The 17,693-nt window shown below is 40.1% G+C and carries 19 protein-coding genes; 14 read left to right on the plus strand and 5 right to left on the minus strand.

What is annotated here, in order from left to right:
* Positions 1-42: 42 nt before the first annotated feature.
* From AC5NT5_RS00105 to AC5NT5_RS00140, 8 genes are all read left to right on the plus strand, one after another.
* Entirely contained in the window at positions 43-1,929 is a 1,887-nt protein-coding gene (locus tag AC5NT5_RS00105) for a transglycosylase SLT domain-containing protein (protein WP_494514190.1), read from the plus strand.
* A gap of 276 nt (positions 1,930-2,205) precedes the next feature.
* Positions 2,206-3,528 (plus strand): Xaa-Pro dipeptidase, encoded by a 1,323-nt coding sequence (gene pepQ, locus AC5NT5_RS00110; protein ID WP_182738749.1) that lies wholly within the window; start codon positions 2,206-2,208, stop codon positions 3,526-3,528.
* Between the two features lie 86 nt (positions 3,529-3,614).
* On the plus strand, positions 3,615-4,229 hold the full coding sequence (locus AC5NT5_RS00115; RefSeq protein ID WP_494514189.1) for a YigZ family protein: 615 nt from the start codon (positions 3,615-3,617) through the stop codon (positions 4,227-4,229).
* 96 nt (positions 4,230-4,325) lie between these two features.
* The gene (locus AC5NT5_RS00120; protein ID WP_004335179.1) at positions 4,326-5,777 is read left to right on the plus strand and encodes a TrkH family potassium uptake protein; all 1,452 of its coding nucleotides are present in this window, start codon (positions 4,326-4,328) and stop codon (positions 5,775-5,777) included.
* 44 nt (positions 5,778-5,821) lie between these two features.
* Positions 5,822-6,481, plus strand: coding sequence for a flagellar brake domain-containing protein (locus AC5NT5_RS00125; RefSeq protein ID WP_149601907.1), 660 nt, complete (start codon positions 5,822-5,824; stop codon positions 6,479-6,481).
* A 465-nt stretch (positions 6,482-6,946) separates the two neighbouring features.
* Positions 6,947-7,159, plus strand: coding sequence for an EF-hand domain-containing protein (locus AC5NT5_RS00130; protein WP_004335175.1), 213 nt, complete (start codon positions 6,947-6,949; stop codon positions 7,157-7,159).
* Positions 7,160-7,299: 140 nt separating this feature from the next.
* Positions 7,300-7,512 carry an EF-hand domain-containing protein gene (locus AC5NT5_RS00135; RefSeq protein WP_004335174.1) on the plus strand — a complete coding sequence of 71 codons (213 nt, stop codon included), beginning with the start codon at positions 7,300-7,302 and terminating at the stop codon, positions 7,510-7,512.
* Positions 7,513-7,575: 63 nt separating this feature from the next.
* Complete coding sequence (locus AC5NT5_RS00140) at positions 7,576-7,791, plus strand: EF-hand domain-containing protein (RefSeq protein WP_182673059.1); 216 nt, start codon at positions 7,576-7,578, stop codon at positions 7,789-7,791.
* Positions 7,792-7,872: 81 nt separating this feature from the next.
* Here the strand turns inward: AC5NT5_RS00140 and trkA are convergent, their stop codons facing one another.
* The 4 genes from trkA to def form a co-directional block, all read right to left on the minus strand.
* Positions 7,873-9,249, minus strand: coding sequence for a Trk system potassium transporter TrkA (gene trkA, locus AC5NT5_RS00145; RefSeq protein ID WP_004335170.1), 1,377 nt, complete (start codon positions 9,247-9,249; stop codon positions 7,873-7,875).
* Between the two features lie 86 nt (positions 9,250-9,335).
* Complete coding sequence (gene rsmB / locus AC5NT5_RS00150; protein ID WP_004335167.1) at positions 9,336-10,631, minus strand: 16S rRNA (cytosine(967)-C(5))-methyltransferase RsmB; 1,296 nt, start codon at positions 10,629-10,631, stop codon at positions 9,336-9,338.
* A complete protein-coding gene (gene fmt, locus AC5NT5_RS00155; RefSeq protein WP_188162276.1) occupies positions 10,624-11,577 on the minus strand; it encodes a methionyl-tRNA formyltransferase in 954 nt (317 codons plus the stop codon). Before fmt ends, rsmB begins: the two co-directional genes overlap by 8 nt.
* A 21-nt stretch (positions 11,578-11,598) precedes the next feature.
* Positions 11,599-12,105 (minus strand): peptide deformylase, encoded by a 507-nt coding sequence (gene def, locus AC5NT5_RS00160; RefSeq protein WP_004335162.1) that lies wholly within the window; start codon positions 12,103-12,105, stop codon positions 11,599-11,601.
* 118 nt (positions 12,106-12,223) lie between these two features.
* On the opposite strand from def, the gene AC5NT5_RS00165 reads away from it, so the two are divergent.
* The 6 genes from AC5NT5_RS00165 to hemF all read left to right on the plus strand — a co-directional run bounded on the left by AC5NT5_RS00165 (position 12,224) and on the right by hemF (position 17,171).
* The gene (locus tag AC5NT5_RS00165) at positions 12,224-13,342 is read left to right on the plus strand and encodes a LysM peptidoglycan-binding domain-containing protein (RefSeq protein ID WP_494514188.1); all 1,119 of its coding nucleotides are present in this window, start codon (positions 12,224-12,226) and stop codon (positions 13,340-13,342) included.
* Between the two features lie 31 nt (positions 13,343-13,373).
* Entirely contained in the window at positions 13,374-14,465 is a 1,092-nt protein-coding gene (dprA, locus tag AC5NT5_RS00170; RefSeq protein WP_004335159.1) for a DNA-processing protein DprA, read from the plus strand.
* Position 14,466: 1 nt separating this feature from the next.
* Positions 14,467-14,940, plus strand: coding sequence for a DUF494 family protein (locus tag AC5NT5_RS00175; RefSeq protein ID WP_004335158.1), 474 nt, complete (start codon positions 14,467-14,469; stop codon positions 14,938-14,940).
* Positions 14,941-15,054: 114 nt separating this feature from the next.
* The gene (locus tag AC5NT5_RS00180) at positions 15,055-15,630 is read left to right on the plus strand and encodes a DNA topoisomerase family protein (protein WP_004335155.1); all 576 of its coding nucleotides are present in this window, start codon (positions 15,055-15,057) and stop codon (positions 15,628-15,630) included.
* Positions 15,631-15,655: 25 nt separating this feature from the next.
* Positions 15,656-16,219, plus strand: a complete 564-nt coding sequence (gene tsaC / locus AC5NT5_RS00185; protein WP_494514187.1) for an L-threonylcarbamoyladenylate synthase type 1 TsaC — start codon at positions 15,656-15,658, stop codon at positions 16,217-16,219.
* Between the two features lies 1 nt (position 16,220).
* A complete protein-coding gene (hemF, locus tag AC5NT5_RS00190) occupies positions 16,221-17,171 on the plus strand; it encodes an oxygen-dependent coproporphyrinogen oxidase (RefSeq protein ID WP_494514186.1) in 951 nt (316 codons plus the stop codon).
* 63 nt (positions 17,172-17,234) lie between these two features.
* Here the strand turns inward: hemF and AC5NT5_RS00195 are convergent, their stop codons facing one another.
* Entirely contained in the window at positions 17,235-17,672 is a 438-nt protein-coding gene (locus AC5NT5_RS00195) for a group II truncated hemoglobin (protein WP_494514185.1), read from the minus strand.
* Positions 17,673-17,693 lie beyond the last annotated feature (21 nt).

The following is a 17,693-nucleotide window of genomic DNA, read 5'->3' on the forward strand; positions in this document are numbered from 1 at the left end:
AAAAGTTTTTATTCACAACTTTAATTTTTATTAAAGGACATTATGAAAAAATATTTACTAAGTGTTGCGGCAGCTGCATTCATTTTTCCTCTTCATTCTGCCGAGGCAAGTATCGATAACGATGCATTTTTAGATGCCGAAAAAAAAGTAAGGTACGGCAGTTACCAAGACTTTAAACAAGCGGTTAGTAATCTAAATCATCCGTTAAAACCTTATGTTGAAAAAACGTATTGGCAACGCCATCCGAGCATTAAACATCAGGCAGAAATAGAAGAATATTTAAATATATACCAGCATACGCCGCTTGAGTGGCCGGTGCGCAAAGCGTGGTTAGAATATTTAAAAGATAACAACGAAAAGGCGGCGTATATCCGCAACTATCGTGAAACGTCTAATACGGAGCTTACTTGTACTTATTTAGATTTTCAGCTTGATTTAGGTGCGCCCGAAAAGGCAATTCTAAATCAGGTGACCGACTTATGGGCTGTAGGTAAATCGCAACCTAATGGTTGTGATAGTTTATTTTCTACGTGGCGTAAAAAAGGCTACATGAAAGAAGAAACGGTTTGGAAGCGTGTAACACTTGCTGCACAAGGCGGAACGCAAAGCCTATTACCTTACTTAAAAACTTTATTACCAAGTAAGGAGCGTTACTTAGCTGACTTATATTTAAAAGTGCGAAAAGATCCAAGCGCAGCCGCTGGATTATATAGATATAAAAACAAGTCGGCTAAAGAAGGGCAAATAGCTATTTATGGTGTTAAGCGTTTGGTTTGGCGCGATAAAGAGCTAGCTTTAAAAGCATGGGAAAAGCTAGAAAATATATTTAAGTACAGCGATGAAGAAAAAGCGGATGTGTATTACACCTTTGCATTGTCACTTGCCTCTAGCGGGCATAAACAAGCGAGCTTTTGGCTAAATAAAGTGCCAAAAGAGCGACTAGACAGCAAGCTTATTCAATGGCAACTGGGCAATATGCTCAAAACCCAAGATTGGGAAGGGATTGCTGCATTTTTTACAGGTAAAGAAAATTTAAGTCTTGGTCAGCAATATTGGTTAGCTTATAGCTATGCACAACGTGGCGAGCAACAAAAAGCAGACGACATCTGGAAAAAAGTAGCGGCTAATCGTGATTATTACGGCTTTTTAGCCGCAGCACGTTTGGGGTTGCCCGTTGATTTAAATAATCAGCCTTTAGCAGTCGATAAGGTACTTGTAGATAAAGTGAGTAATGCACCAGGCTTTAAGCGTGCAAAAGCACTTTATGATATTGAGCGCTTTACGTCGGCACGCCGTGAATGGAATTACTTAACGGATACCTCCAGCGATGAAGAAAAGCTGGCAGCATCACAACTATCTACCGATTTAGGTTGGCACGACAGTACTATTTTTACTTTAGCAAAAATTAAAGCATGGGATAACGTAGAGCAACGTTTTCCGTTTGCGTTTCAAGATGTTTTTGAGCGCTACAGTAAACGTAGCAAGATAGATGTTGCTTGGAGTATTGCTATTGCAAGGCGCGAAAGCTCTTTTGCGCCAGATGCACGCTCGCATGCTAATGCGCGTGGTTTAATGCAGTTATTACCTAGTACTGCTGAGTATGTAAATAAAGGCAGTGTGACAAGTAGTCGTTTATATCAACCTAAAACAAATATTAGGTTAGGTACGAGTTACTTACAGTACTTAAAAAAGAAAAACCATGGCAATGAAGTACTGGCTACGGCTTCTTATAATGCGGGTTATCACCGTATAAAGCGTTGGTTACCTGATGACGCTATTCCGGCTGAGTTATGGGTAGAGCTTATTCCGTATCGCGAAACCCGCGATTACGTAAAAAATGTATTTGCGTACAGGCAGGTTTACCATACAAGAATGGGCCGAGAAGGTAATGTATTAGCGCCGCTACTCGAAATGAAAATGGGCGGTTAGTAAACATAAGTTTAAAGTAGGGGGATATCTAATGCGTTTAGATATCCCCTTTTTTGAGCGCTGAGGGTAATACCAATTTTATTAAAAACATGATCATTCTAGCGTATTAAATAATTCAATAACTGCGTTAAAAATTATTTATATAGAACAACTATGTATCATAATTTTAGCCTTGTTATTAAGCTATTTTCTTATCGCTATAATAGATCATTAATTTAATGCAATTGGTATAAGTGATAGACTCATAGCAAGTTAAATTTAACAGATGGATTAACAATGGATAAATTAGCCGTTTTATACGCCGAACATATTGCAACACTGCAACAGCGTACTCGTACAATTTGTAATAGCGAAGGGTTAGAAGGATTAGTAATTCATTCAGGCCAAGCTAAGCGCCAGTTTTTAGATGATATGTATTATCCATTTAAAGTTAATCCACAGTTTAAAGCATGGTTACCGGTTATTGATAACCCTCATTGCTGGATTGTGGTAAATGGCAGCGACAAACCAAAGCTAATATTTTATCGTCCAGTAGATTTTTGGCATAAAGTACCAGACGAGCCTCGCGACTTTTGGGCTGAGTACTTTGATATAGAGCTACTACTTCAGCCTGATCAAGTCGAAAAGTTATTACCATACGATAAAGCTAAATATGCTTACATGGGTGAATACATTGAAGTAGCGCAAGCTCTTGGTTTTAGTATTATGAACCCTGAGCCTGTACTTAACTATTTTCATTACCACCGCGCTTATAAAACGCAGTACGAACTTGAATGTTTACGCAATGCTAACCGTATTGCAGTAGATGGGCATAAAGCTGCACGCGATACATTCTTTAATGGTGGTAGCGAGTTCGACATTCAGCAAGCGTACTTAATGGCGACACGTCAAAGCGAAAATGAAATGCCGTACGGCAACATTGTTGCGCTTAACGAAAACTGCGCTATTTTGCACTACACGCACTTTGATCCAAAAGTGCCACATACCCACAACTCATTTTTAATTGATGCCGGTGCAAACTTTAATGGTTACGCTGCTGATATTACTCGTACGTATGATTTTAAAAAACAGGGTGAGTTTGCTGAGCTTGTACAAGCCATGACTGTTCAACAAATCGAGTTAGGTAAAGGTTTAAAGCTGGGCATGCTTTATGGTGATTTACACGTTGAATGTCATAATCGTATCGCACAAATACTTAGTGACTTTAAAATTGTTAACCTACCCGCGGAGGAAATTGTTGAGCGTAAAATTACATCTACTTTCTTCCCGCATGGGCTAGGACATCACCTAGGTTTACAAGTGCATGATATGGGCGGTTTTATGAGTGACGAAAAGGGCACACATCAACCATCGCCGGAAGGGCATCCGTTCTTGCGTTGTACTCGCCTGATCGAAAAAAACCAAGTGTTTACTATTGAGCCAGGTTTATACTTTATTGATTCACTGCTTGGTGATTTAGCGCAAACCGATAATAAGCAGTTTATTAACTGGGAAAAGGTAGAGTCATTTAAACCATTTGGCGGCATTCGTATTGAAGATAACATTATTGTTCACGAAGATAGCCTAGAGAATATGACGCGTAATTTAGAACTCGATTAATTTCTATAAAGACGAGTTAGCGAATAAACGTTAAAATATGCATATGAACGGGGCCTTTAGGCCCCATTTTTAATTGAGCTTTTAATATGTCTGAATATAAATATCCTGCTGCTGACGTTTTTCATCAAGAAGAAATAAAAAAAAGTACGTTTATAGTCCACATTGCACACACCCCCGATTTAAATTCAGCAAAAAAATTTATTAAAAGCATTGAAGAAAAGTATAGCGATGCACGTCATAACTGCTGGGCACATGTGGCAGGCACCCCCGGTGGCAGCCATGTTTATGGTTTTTCGGATGATGGTGAACCTAATGGCACTGCAGGAAAGCCTATGCTAAATGTGCTGGTGGGTTCGGGCCTTGGCGAAATTACTGCCGTGGTGACACGTTATTTTGGCGGCATAAAATTAGGCACCGGCGGACTAGTACGTGCTTATGGTGGCTCATTAAATAATGCACTAGTAAAATTGCAAACGGTGCTTAAAGTTCCCAGCGTTGAAATTACTGGGAGTAGTGAGTACAGCATGCAAGGCGCGATTGAGCAGTTATTAAAAACAAAGTATCAAGTGCTTAATATTGATAAGCAATTTACTGCTAATATTGAGTGGGTGATTACAATCGATAGCCGCGAAGCTCAGCAAGCAATCAAAGATATTTTTGATTTAAGTCACGGCGCAGTTGAGTTAACTATTAAAGAGTAATAACCTACACAAATTGCATATAATGCATACTGACCCTATTTAATTTGGTTGATACTACTCAGCCTGAATTTACTAATAATAAAAGCGACAAGCTAAATGCAATTTCGTACCATCATAAAAATTCTTGGCCAACTTGTTGCGCTGTTTAGTATTACCATGGTGCCTCCGGCACTGGTGTCTTTAATATACAAAGACGGTGGTGGTGTTCCCTTTGTTTTAGCATTTATTTTTAGTGTTGTTATTGGCATGATGGCTTATTACCCAAACCGCCATGAAAACGGTGATTTAAAAGCACGTGAAGGCTTTTTAATTGTTGTTTTGTTTTGGCTGGTACTTGGGGCGTTTGCGTCCTTGCCGCTTATCTTTTTACAAGAACCTAATTTATCGCTCGCCGATGCGGTATTTGAAGCATTTTCTGGCTTAACAACCACCGGCGCTACAGTACTTACCGGTATTGAGTATTTACCCAAGTCGGTATTGTTTTATCGCCAGCAACTCCAGTGGTTTGGCGGTATGGGTATAATCGTACTCGCTGTTGCTATACTCCCAATGCTAGGTGTTGGTGGTATGCAGTTGTACCGCGCTGAAATACCTGGGCCTGTAAAAGATTCTAAAATGACCCCGCGAATTGCCGATACTGCAAAGCACCTTTGGTATATTTATGTGTCGTTGACTATTACTTGTATGCTGGCTTATTGGGCTGCAGGAATGGAGTGGTTTGATGCGATATGTCATGCATTCTCAACGGTGGCTATAGGTGGTTTTTCTACTTACGACGCCTCCATGGGGCACTTTGACAGCCCTGTAATTAACTTTATTTGTGTGTTCTTTTTAATTATTGCCGCTGTTAACTTCTCCCTGCACTACGCTGCAGTGGCGAGCCGAAATATACAAGTTTATATTCGAGATCCTGAGTTTAAGGTGTTTTTGTGTATTCAATTAGCGCTGGTGGTTATTTGTTTTACTGTACTTTCCTCTAATGAAATATTTGCTAATGGCGATGAAACCCTCGATCAGGCATTATTTCAAGCTGTTTCAATGAGTACAACAGCAGGCTTTGCTACGGATAACTTTTCAACATGGCCTTTGTTTTTACCTATTTTACTTATATTTTCGAGCTTTATTGGTGGCTGTGCAGGCTCTACCGGTGGTGGCATGAAAGTAGTCCGCGTATTTTTACTTTATTTGCAGGGTGTGCGTGAGCTCAATCGTTTAGTGCATCCTCGTGCTATATATTCAATCAAGCTGGGTCGTAAGGCGTTGCCAGATAAAGTAGTAGAAGCTGTGTGGGGTTTTTTCTCTGCTTATGCGCTGGTATTTATTATTATCATGTTAGCGCTTATGGGCACGGGTATGGATAACATAACTGCGTTCTCAGCCACTGCGGCTTGTTTAAATAACTTAGGGCCTGGTTTAGGAGATGTAGCGTCGCATTATGGTGCTATAACCGATGGTGCTAAATGGTTGCTTACCATTGCAATGGTGTTTGGTCGCCTAGAAATATTTACTTTATTAGTCTTATTTACGCCTACTTTTTGGCGTGGATAAACGAGCGGCTTAAGTTTTAAATTACGAACTATTGGGAAAGGGATATGCCAACAAATTTAGAAAAGCTAAAGCATATAAGTGTAGGCAGCTTAGTCGACCTAGAAATATTAACACCTACAAGCAGTAAGCGTGTTAAAACTGAATTAGTTGGTTTACTCGATAAACAGTTTATTATTTTAAATTATCCCAATGCAAAGCGTTTACCTGCGGCGAGTGACTATTTACGTGATGGCGTAATGGTTGTTGTAAGAGCACTGATTGAAGGCAGTGGTGGGCAAGTTATTGCGTTTCGCCAGCAAATTATGTCAGTAGCCTCGCATCCTGCTAAACTCGTCTTTATTAATTTTCCTAAGCAAGTGCAGCTATTTGCGCTACGCTCGCAAACACGCATACCTACCTTATTACCTGCAAAGCTAAAACTAAGTGACGATAGAGTGCTTGAAGGCCTTATTAAGGACATTTCACTCACTGGTGTAATGTTTGATATTAGAGGCGATCAGCAAGCTGAAGGTATAAAAGATATGCAATGCACTGTCGTCCTCAATAGTAGTGATAAAGATTTTGAAGGTGAAATTTGCAGTGTTAAAGAGCATGCTGCAGGTGTGCACTGCGGAATTAAGCTACTAGCAAGCGAGGATGAAATGAAAACCTTTATGAAAGAGCATTTTATAGACCCATCTGCGCTTGAGCCCACCGTTGACTAAATCGTTTTTCGCTTATTTGCAACAAAATGGCGTTTTAAGTGAGTATTTATAAAGTGTTTTTTTGTTTTTATATAATTAAAAATATTATTCAAATAAAACAATGTTTTACGTATTTTTTATTATGGCTTGTTTTTTGTTGTTATAGCTACTTCGTTAAAATTAACCTTAACTATTTTTTAAAATCCCTCCTTTTATAGCTCTACATTTTAAAATGTATCTTTTTATATAAACATAACTATTTGTTTTTAATGACTTTAGTTTTTCACCTTTAAAGCGTGTTGCGAAAAGGCAACAGTAATGACTCTGAAAATTCCTACTTATTGTACGTTTTATTTTTAACTTATTGAAAGTTAATGGCTTTTCAATGTTGGCATTTAAGTTGTAATAGTCAGGGTGTACTGAACGAAATCGTGATTCAAAGTGAAATACTTAATCGCACACACATAAATTTGAAGGATACATATTATGAAAAGCATTAATAAAACTTTAGCACTTATCGCTATTGCATCTTCTTCAGCCGCTTTTGCAGCAACAGATTTTGACACACTTGATGTAGACGGCAGTGGCACAATTAGCCAAGCAGAAGCATCAGTAGACGCAAAATTAATGAGCATGTTTTCTGAGCTTGATACCGACCAAAATGGTGAGTTATCAAAAGAAGAATTTTCAGAAGCTTAATTAAAAAGTATTTATCCTGAGTTGCCAAAGACAACCTAAGTAGGCAAGGGAGCTTACGAAAGAGGATAACAAGGAAGTGAAAAATTACGTTTTAAGTTAAACGAAGCAATTTTTTTGATAGAACATTGAAGGATTAAGTTATGAAACATTTAAATAAAGCATTAGCACTTATAGTACTAGCATCTTCTTCAGCTGCATTTGCAGCATCAGATTTTGACAGCCTTGATATCGATGGTAGCGGCACAATTAGCCCAAGCGAAGCGGCAGTCGATACCGATTTAATGGCTGAATTTATTGAGCTAGACACAGATGGTAGCGGCGAGCTTTCTAAAGAAGAGTTCGCTAATTACTAATTAAACATTTTTCACAGTCAGGGATCTTTGAAAAGGACTTCCCATATTACTAGGAATATTATTATGAAAACATTCAATACAACACTTGCAGTTATCGTTTTAGCATCTTCATCAGCAGCATACGCAGCAGTGGACTTTGCCTCTTTTGATGCAGATGGCGACGGTGCGATTACAATGGAAGAAGCGAAGGTTAACCCTCAACTTGTAAAGATTTTTGATGATTTAGATGCTGATGGAAATGGTGAAATCTCTAAAGAAGAGTTTTCAAAAGTACAGTAATCAATATTCGAAGATACTCCACTAAAGCCGCCTTAGTCAGCGGCTTTTTTGTATTTTAAATTAACTAATTAGCGTAACTAGTTAAAGGAATATAGCACTTACTTGGAATAGTTTTTCTACAACGGTAATGTGTTTTTTGTCGATTAAAAACATGATGACATGATCGCCCGACATAATAATTGTATCATCATGAGCTATCAGCACATCGTCATTACGTACTATTGCGCCAATAGTTGTACCCGCAGGAAGTTTTATGTCGGCAATCGCACGACCAACCACTTTAGATGTGTTTTCATCACCATGAGCAACCGCTTCAATGGCTTCTGCTGCGCCTTTACGCAGTGAATACACGTTAACAATATCACCACGGCGTACGTGCGTTAATAACGCTGATATAGTTGCTTGTTGTGGGGATATGGCAATATCTATTTCGCCGCCTTGTACCAAATCAACGTAAGCACCACGCTGGATAAGCACCATGGTTTTTTGTGCGCCCATACGTTTTGCAAGCATGGCTGACATAATGTTTGCTTCATCGTCATTGGTTACGGCAATAAATACATCGACTTGTTCAATATGCTCTTCTGAGAGCAGTTCTTGATCAGATGCGTCACCACAAAAAACAACCGTATTATCGAGCATTTCTGAGAGTTGCTCAGCACGTTCTTTACTGCGTTCAATTAGTTTAACGGTGTGGTTTTTTTCAAGTGAGCGGGCAAGGCCTGCCCCAATGTTACCGCCACCAGCTATCATAATTTTTTTGTACGAACGCTCAAGTTTTTGTAGCTCGTTCATTACCGCGCGTATATGTTTTGTAGCGGCAATAAAGAATACTTCGTCATCGGCTTCAATAACGGTGGTACCCAATGGTTTTATTGCTTTACCTTGACGATAAATAGCGGCAACACGAGTTTCTACATTAGGAATATGTTCTTTAAGTGCAGATAACGCATAACCTACAAGTAAACCGCCATAGTAAGCTTTTACGGCTACTAACGAGAGCATGCCATCAGCAAACTGCAATACCTGCAGAGCACCAGGGTAGTCAATTAAACGGCGAATATACTTAGTGACCAGTGCTTCGGGAGCAATGTAATGATCGATTGGTAAATCGTCGTTTTGAAAAAGTTTTTCGCGGTATTTTAAATATTGCTCTGAGCGAATGCGGGCAATTTTAGTGGGTGTTTTAAAAATACTGTATGCCACTTGGCATGCAACCATGTTCACTTCATCTGAACTAGTTACCGCTATAATCATATCGGCATCTTCAGCACCTGCGCGGCGTAATACATCAGGATGCGCGCTGTGGCCCATAACCCCTTGTAAGTCGTACTTATCTTGAAGTTCACGTAATCGGTTACCGTCTATATCAACAACGGTAATTTCGTTTTGTTCGCCAACTAAGTTTTCAGCAAGCGTAGCACCAACTTGCCCGGCACCGAGTATAATTATTTTCATTATTTACCCGTGGTATTGATCATAATTTAATTAAAAAAATAGCCATTTAATGTTTCATAAATGGCTAACTATTTAGTGTACGGCTATTAGGCTTTTTTAACTAGCTTAGCGTAATAAAATCCATCACTTTCACCGGGCAGTAACTGCAAACCTGGCGTTGTTACGGTATCGTTTTCGTGTAGAGGTATATGTTCTACATCATCGTTATTAGCTAAAAACTTAGCAACTTGCTGTTGGTTTTCTTGTGGAAGAACCGAACACGTAGCATATACCAATGTGCCACCTGGTTTTAACAGTGGCCAAATGCTATCAAGAATATCGCTTTGTAACTTGGCTAAGTCTTCGATATCTGATGCGCGACGTAACCATTTTATGTCAGGGTGACGGCGAATTACGCCAGTGGCCGAACAAGGCACATCAAGTAAAATACGATCAAATAATTTTTCATCCCACCAGGTATGTGGTTGCGATGCATCGCCACATTGTAGGTCTGCACCTAAGCCAATACGCGTTAAGTTTTGCTTAACACGTTCAAGGCGAGTTGAGTCGCTATCAAGTGCAAGTACATCAGCATCAGCAAGCTCTAAAATATGACATGTTTTACCGCCAGGGGCTGCGCAGGCATCCAAAATATAGTCGTCTGCTTTAGGTTCTAAAAAGCGGGCTGCCAACTGTGCTGCAGCATCTTGTACTGAACATGCACCTGTATCAAACTCAGGTAACGAAAATACATCACGTGGTTTGGCAAGCTTAATCCCATCAATAAAATCAGGGTTTAAGGTGTGTTCAATATCGTTAGCGCTGAGCATGTCACTGTATTCTTGCGTGCTAAATTGGGCTTGATTGACACGAAGCCACATTGGCGCTTGTTGCTGGTTTTCTTCAAGTAGTGCTTCCCAGCTATCTGGGTAGGCTGTTTGCACCTGTTTAATAAACCAATTTGGATGGTTGTATAAACATACCGGAATAAGCTTCGCTTTTTCTTCAAGCTCAGCTTGTTGACGCTGAAAGCTACGTAAAATGGCGTTTATCAGTCCTTTTAATCCTAAAGCGCGTAGTTGAGCCAGTGCGTTAACCGTTTCTGAAATGGCAGCATGAGGTGGTACGCGCATATGCTGCAGTTGATAAATACCTACGTATAATAAAAACTGAAATATTCTACGTTTACCTTTTAATGGCTGCTCTACTAAGTGTTGGCAGTAATTTTCAAGGCTCGGTAAGTAGCGTAAAACGCCATAACAAATTTGCTGTAGCAACGCTTTATCTTTAGGCGGCAAGCCTTGGCTTGCAAATGGAAGTTCTTGATTAAGCGATGCGCCTTTATCAACTACGTTATATAAAGTTTCAGCGGCAAGCGCTCGTACGTTTGGAACATTACTCATTGTTTTCGCCTAATATTGTGCCAGGAGTAACCCAGTCACTACGACCATTTAAAAAGTCGTTAATTGCCATTGGTTTTTTACCTTGCGGCTGTAATTGCGTAATACATAAAGCGTGTTCGCCACACGCCACTACTACGCCATTTTTGTCGCTTGATAAAATTTGCCCAGGATCACCTGATTGCAGCATAACCTGCGCTTGATGAATCTTTACTGTTTGCCCACCCATTTGGGTAAAGCACATTGGCCACGGGTTAAAAGAGCGAATGTTTCGCTCGATTTGAAGCGCACTCATGGACCAGTCGATATCAGCTTCCTCTTTAGAAAGCTTTTTAGCGTAGTTAGCAAGTTCATCGTTTTGAGGTTCAGGGGTGATCTCACCATTAGCTAATTTATTAATGGTTTCAATTAACGCATCTGGACCTAGCTCAGCAAGCTTTGTATATAAGCTTGCGCTAGTTTCTGTTGTGCTAATAGGGCAGCGGCTGATATGTAGCATATCGCCGGTATCTAGCCCTTCATCCATTTGCATTATTGTTACGCCGGTTTGTTTATCACCTGCCCAAATTGCGCGTTGAATAGGTGCAGCACCGCGCCAGCGCGGTAATATAGAGCCATGCACGTTTAAACAACCTAAACGTGGCGCTTCTAAAATAGCTTTAGGTAAAATTAAGCCATATGCTACAACAATCATAATGTCGGCATTTAAGCTTGTTAGCTCAGCTAGTGCTTCATCATTTTTTAATGACTGTGGCTGAAAAACCGGTAAGTTGTGCTCAAGCGCTAGCTCTTTCACTTCACTGGCTTTTAATTTTTTACCACGACCTGCAGGGCGATCTGGCTGGCTATATACACCCACTATTTGGTGTTCGCTTTGTATCAGCGCTTGTAAATGACGTGCGGCAAAGTCCGGCGTACCGGCAAATATAATGCGTAATGGTTGAGTCACTGAGTTTTCCTAAGGTGCTTATTACTGTTCTGCAAACTTGGCTTCTTTTTCAAGCTTTTTACGAATACGTTGGCGCTTTAATGGAGATAAGTAATCAATGAATAGCTTACCTTGAAGGTGATCTAGTTCATGTTGAATACAAATAGCCAATAATTCATCTGCATCTAGTACAAATTCTTCACCGTTTTCGTTAAGTGCTGCGACTGTTACTGTTTCTGCGCGATCTACTTTTGCATACGAGTTAGGTACTGATAAACAGCCTTCTTCGCTAACGGTAGAGCCGTCTTTTTTAATGATTTGTGGATTAATTAATACCAGTGGCTCATTGCGCTCTTCTGATACATCAATAACAACGATTCGTTGATGAATATCTACTTGCGTGGCCGCAAGACCAATGCCATTTTCATCGTACATTGTCTCTAGCATGTCTTTTACAATTTGGCGTACTGTGTCGTCAACTTGTACAACATCTTTTGCTACAGTACGTAAACGTTCATCTGGAAATCTTAAAACTTCTAACCTAGCCATAGTTACCTTTTTCACTTGTGCTTAATTTAGGGTATTGTATGCTCTTATTTTAGCCATTCGCGTTCACCTTTAACAGGTTTTGGGCAATAATAATGAAAAAACAATACAAGGAAGCTCGATGAAATCTCCACTACTTGCAATCATGCTTACGTTAAGCGCTGCGTTTCCCGCAGTTGCTGATGTACTTAAAATAAAAAAAGATGCACCAAAACAGTATGTTGTAAAAAAAGGCGATACACTTTGGGATATTTCTGGCATCTATTTAGATGAGCCTTGGCTATGGCCTGAACTTTGGCAAATGAATCCACAAATTGACAACCCACACCTAATTTACCCCGGTGATGCATTAGCGTTGATATACGATGCAGATGGAAACCCACGTTTAGTGATAAATAAAGGATATAGAAAGCTATCTCCTCAGGGTCGTATTACACCAAAAGGGCGTGATGCTATAACTACTTTGCCGCTTGAAATGATCAAACCTTATGTCAGTTACGAGCAAGCAATGAACAGTGACGATATTAAAGGCAAACCTTATATTTTAGGTGCAAACGAAAATACTAAAACACAAACGCTAGGCCATATTTTATATGTTAAAGGCGACTTACAAGTACATAAAGCATATGCTATTTACCATAAAGGTGACCCCTACACTGATTTAACCGGTGAGGTGTTAGCAACGCGTGCATCTTATGTGGGTATAGCACGTGCTTTTAGAGCGGGCGATGAGAAAAATGGCGTGCCTTCGTCATTACGCGTTGAGTCTGTTAAACGAGAAATTCAGCAAGGTGATTTTTTAATGCCGGCAATGGAAGGCCAAATGCTTCCTGCGTACTTTGATATACACCGTCCTTCAGAACCTGTAACAGGTAATATTATTGCTTCACCACGCGAAGTTAGAGAATTCAGCACAATGGATGTTGTGGTGCTAAACTTAGGCAGTGAACAAAATATAGAAGCGGGTCATGTATTAGATCTAGAGCGTCAATCGCCAACGGTTATTGATGGTCCTCGTGGCCCTCGTTATCCAGAAGATTCTAGTAAATATGAGAAGCTTTTATCTGATGTGAGCCAATTATTTGGTGATGAGTCTGACGAACAAAACACAACGTGGACCATGCCTAAAGAAAAAGTTGGTGAGCTAATTGTCTTTAAAGTGTATGACAAAGTAAGTTATGCATTAATAACTAAAAACCAGCACCCAATTCGCATTGGAGATATTGCAGTTATTCATTAAGAAGTAGCGAGACGGTGCTCTAGGAGAGAGCATGGATCAGTCATCTGGCAAGCTAGCCCACTGGCTTGCCTTTTATATGTGTAAAGGGTTGGGTATAAAAACCCTTTTAGCACTATCTACAAACTATTCCCTTGGGTCGTTATTCGACTTATCTCATGACAAGCTTTTACAGCTTGGGTTAACCGCTAATCAAGCGAGTAATTTACTCAACACCAATTGGCAACAAGTCAGTCATTATGAGCAATTAATAGCGCTGAACAACATTACTGTTGTCTGTATTTTTGATGCGCTTTACCCAGAAGATCTCCGGCAGATTGCCAGTGCGCCTTTATTACTCTTTTGCAGGGGAGATGTCTCGTTATTATCAACTCCACAGATTGCAATTGTTGGCAGCCGTAATGCTACACCTACCGGGCTTGAAATAGCCTCAGAATTTGCATACGAGTTAACTTTGGCGGGTATTACAGTTACTTCAGGCATGGCGCGGGGAATAGATGGTGCAGCACACAAAGGTTCTCTTGCTGGTACAGGTAAAACCATAGCTGTGCTTGGTACTGGGGTTGATATTTACTACCCCAAACGCCATAAACTATTAACAGACCAAGTTTTAGAAAACGGCCTGCTGGTGAGTGAGTTTTTACCAGGCACCGCTGCTCATGCGCACAACTTTCCGCGCCGTAATCGTATTATTTCTGGGTTATCGTTAGGAGTACTTATTGTTGAGGCTGAAATTAAAAGTGGTTCGTTAATTACAGTACGCTATGCGCTTGAACAAAATAAAGAGGTATTTGCAGTACCGGGTTCTATTAAAAACCCGTTAGCGCAGGCAAGTCACTTTTTAATAAAGCAAGGTGCTAAGCTGGTAGAAAACGTGGCTGACATTCTTGATGAGGTGAGTTTTACTTACGACAATAATGTATGTAATAAAGAGCAGCCGATTCAAGCCAATTCTCAATGTGAGGTTTTAAATAGTATTGGCTTTGAAGTAACCAGTGTAGATGACATTGTGCGTCGTGCGCAGTGGCCAATAGATAAAGTACTCAGTAGGTTGCTCGATTTAGAATTAGACGATCAGATTGAGCGAGTGTTAGATGGTTACATCAAGTTAAGCGCAGGAAGGTAATATGTTTGATATTCTTTTGTATCTTTTTGAAAATTACATTCATAGCGAAGCGGATATATTTGCAGAGCAAAATGAGTTAACCGATGAGCTACTGCGTGCGGGCTTTAATAAGCCTGAGATATTTAAAGCTCTTGATTGGTTAGAGCAACTAGCCGATTTACAACACAGCGATGAGTCTCCTTATCTTATTGCTAACCCTAAAGATGCTGTGCGTATATTTACCGATAGTGAATGCCAAAGGCTCAGCGCTGAGTGTCGTGGCTTTTTAATGTTTATTGAACAAATAGGCGTAATTAACAATGTAACACGTGAAATGGTAATGGACTGTTTAGCCTCTCTCGATAAACCAACTATAAGCCTAGAAGACTTAAAGTGGATTGTACTTATGATCTTGTTTAACGTTCCTGGCTCTGAAGAGGCATATGAGCAAATGGAAGATTTGATTTTTGATGAACCCAGCGAACTTCTTCATTAGAGATAATTATCTTAATTGTACTAAAATTACTTAAAAGGATAAGCACGGCATTGCTTGTATCTTTAAGTGGTTTGGGTATATTAGGCGAAAATTCACCAACCTATTAGGATCACCATGAGTAAAATCGACCATTCGCTTTTCTCGGCGAACAAGCACGCCCTCGAAAAAGAATACGAGATATGCCCACAGTGTGGTTCAGAGTTAGTGATCCGCAATAGTAAATCAGGCCCTTTTCTAGGATGCGCAAGTTATCCCAAATGCGACTTTATTAGGCCGCTGGCACATCACGACAGTAACGAAATCAAAATATTAGAAGATTCAGCATGTCCTGAGTGTAGCAAACCGCTGGTGGTTAAAAATGGCCGCTATGGTATGTTTATTGGGTGTACGGGTTATCCAGAGTGTCATTACATTGCTAACGAAAATGAAGAAAAGCAAAGCGAAGATACTTTGCCTAGTTGCCCTAAATGCAAAAAAGGTCATTTAGTCGCGCGCAGTAATAAGTTTGGTAAAGTATTTTATTCTTGTGATTGCTACCCAAGTTGTAAATACACGCTTAATAATAAACCGGTTGAACATCCGTGTCCTGAATGTGACTGGCCTATCGTCATAGAAAGAAATATGGCAAACGGCATATTATTGCAATGCCCACAAAAAAGCTGCATGCATAAGCTCACCCCAACTGAATAACGTTTAATTATATCTGGAGACTACTTTGTCAGACCTTTCAAATACGCCCACTGCAATAACATGCTTAACGCAAGGCGAAGTTATTTTATACCCAACAGAAGCTGTATATGGTTTAGGTTGTGATCCAGATAATCAACAAGCCGTTGAAGCACTATTAGCTATTAAGCAGCGCCCGGTTGAAAAAGGGCTTATTTTAATCGCTGATAACTACGGACAATTATTAAAATACGTAGATGATGCAAAAATACCAATGGATAAACGCGCTAATATTTTTTCGAGTTGGCCTGCTGCAATTACATGGGTTATGCCTGCATCTAAAAATACGCCTAAATGGCTCACAGGGCAGTTTGATACCATCGCAGTAAGAGTAACAAACCATCCAACAGTAAAGCGTTTGTGCCAAGAGTTTGGTAAGCCACTAGTATCAACCAGTGCAAACTTAACCGGTCAAGAAACGGTAATTAGTATTGAGCAAGCCAAAGCGCAATTTGCAGAACAAGTTGGCTTTTACGTTGACGAGCCGTTAGGTGGTAATACTCAACCAAGCACAATAAAAGACGCCATGACTGGCAAAATATTTAGAGGTTAATATGCAAAGCGAATTATTAGATCAAGTAAAAGCATACTTTATGGCTTTGCAAGACACTATTTGCCAAGGTTTGGAGGCTGCAGATGGCAGTGCTAAATTTATAGAAGATAACTGGCAGCGAGCAGAAGGTGGTGGTGGTCGCACACGTGTAACCACAAATGGTACTGTAATAGAGCAAGGCGGAGTTAATTACTCACACGTATTTGGCGCTTCAATGCCTGGCTCGGCAACAGCACATAGGCCAGAGCTTGCAGGGCGCAGCTTTCATGCGTGTGGTGTGTCGTTAGTTATTCATCCTAAAAACCCTCATGTACCAACAAGTCATGCCAATGTGCGCTTTTTTATAGCTGAAAAAGAAGGCGAAGAGCCAATATGGTGGTTTGGTGGCGGGTTTGATCTCACTCCTTTTTATCCAGTATTAGAAGACGTACAACATTGGCATCAAGTTGCTCACGACATTTGTGCGCCTTTTGGCAGCGACATTTATCCAAAATACAAAACCTGGTGCGACGAGTACTTTTATTTAAAGCACAGAGATGAGACTCGCGGAGTAGGCGGTTTGTTCTTTGACGATTTAAACGAACTTGGTTTTGAAAAGAGTTTTGCGTTTATGCAATCGGTGGGTAATGGATTTTTAGATGCCTATTTACCTATTATTGAACGTCGCAAAAATGACGAATACACAGAGCAACAACGTGATTTTCAGCTTTATCGTCGCGGGCGCTACGTTGAGTTTAATTTAGTATGGGATAGGGGCACTTTATTTGGATTACAAAGTGGCGGGCGCACTGAGTCTATATTAATGTCTATGCCACCACTTGCACGCTGGGAATATAACTATAAACCAGGGCCAAGTAGCCCAGAAGCTAACCTATATCAGTATTACTTACGCCCGCAAGAGTGGTTAACGAGTCAACCAAGTGAGCTGATAGCCAGAGAGTGGAAATTATAAAAATTAAACAATAATCAAAAAGGCGCTAATTAGCGCCTTTTTGCATTGTGGCTAAATATAAATTTAATGCTGATTGATCATGTGCGTTGCTAGTTGAGAGAATGATTGCTTTAAGCTTTCACGTAACAACGGGTTGTCTATTTCTATATCCAGCGTTTTATTCATGCAGTACATCCACTGATCGCGTAATGCTTTATCTACAGTAAAAGGCATATGTCTTTTACGTAGCATTGGCTGGCCATGTTTTTCAGTAAATAGGTTTGGCCCGCCTAACCAACCAGATAAAAATTCAAAAAATACTTGGCGAATTCGATCTAATGGCAGAGGATGCATATCATATAACGGTTTAGCGTATTCATCTGACTCCATTATGTCGTAGAATCGATTGGAGATAGCTCGCGCCCCTTTCTCTCCACCTATTATTTCATACGGTGTTTTTTCAGGAGTAGGAGCCTGTTGCTCGGGAGCCGGCTTAGATTTAGAAAAAAGTCGCTTAATCATATTACTTATCATCGTTAATAG

This window comes from Pseudoalteromonas sp. J2K-J599 (assembly GCF_059295115.2).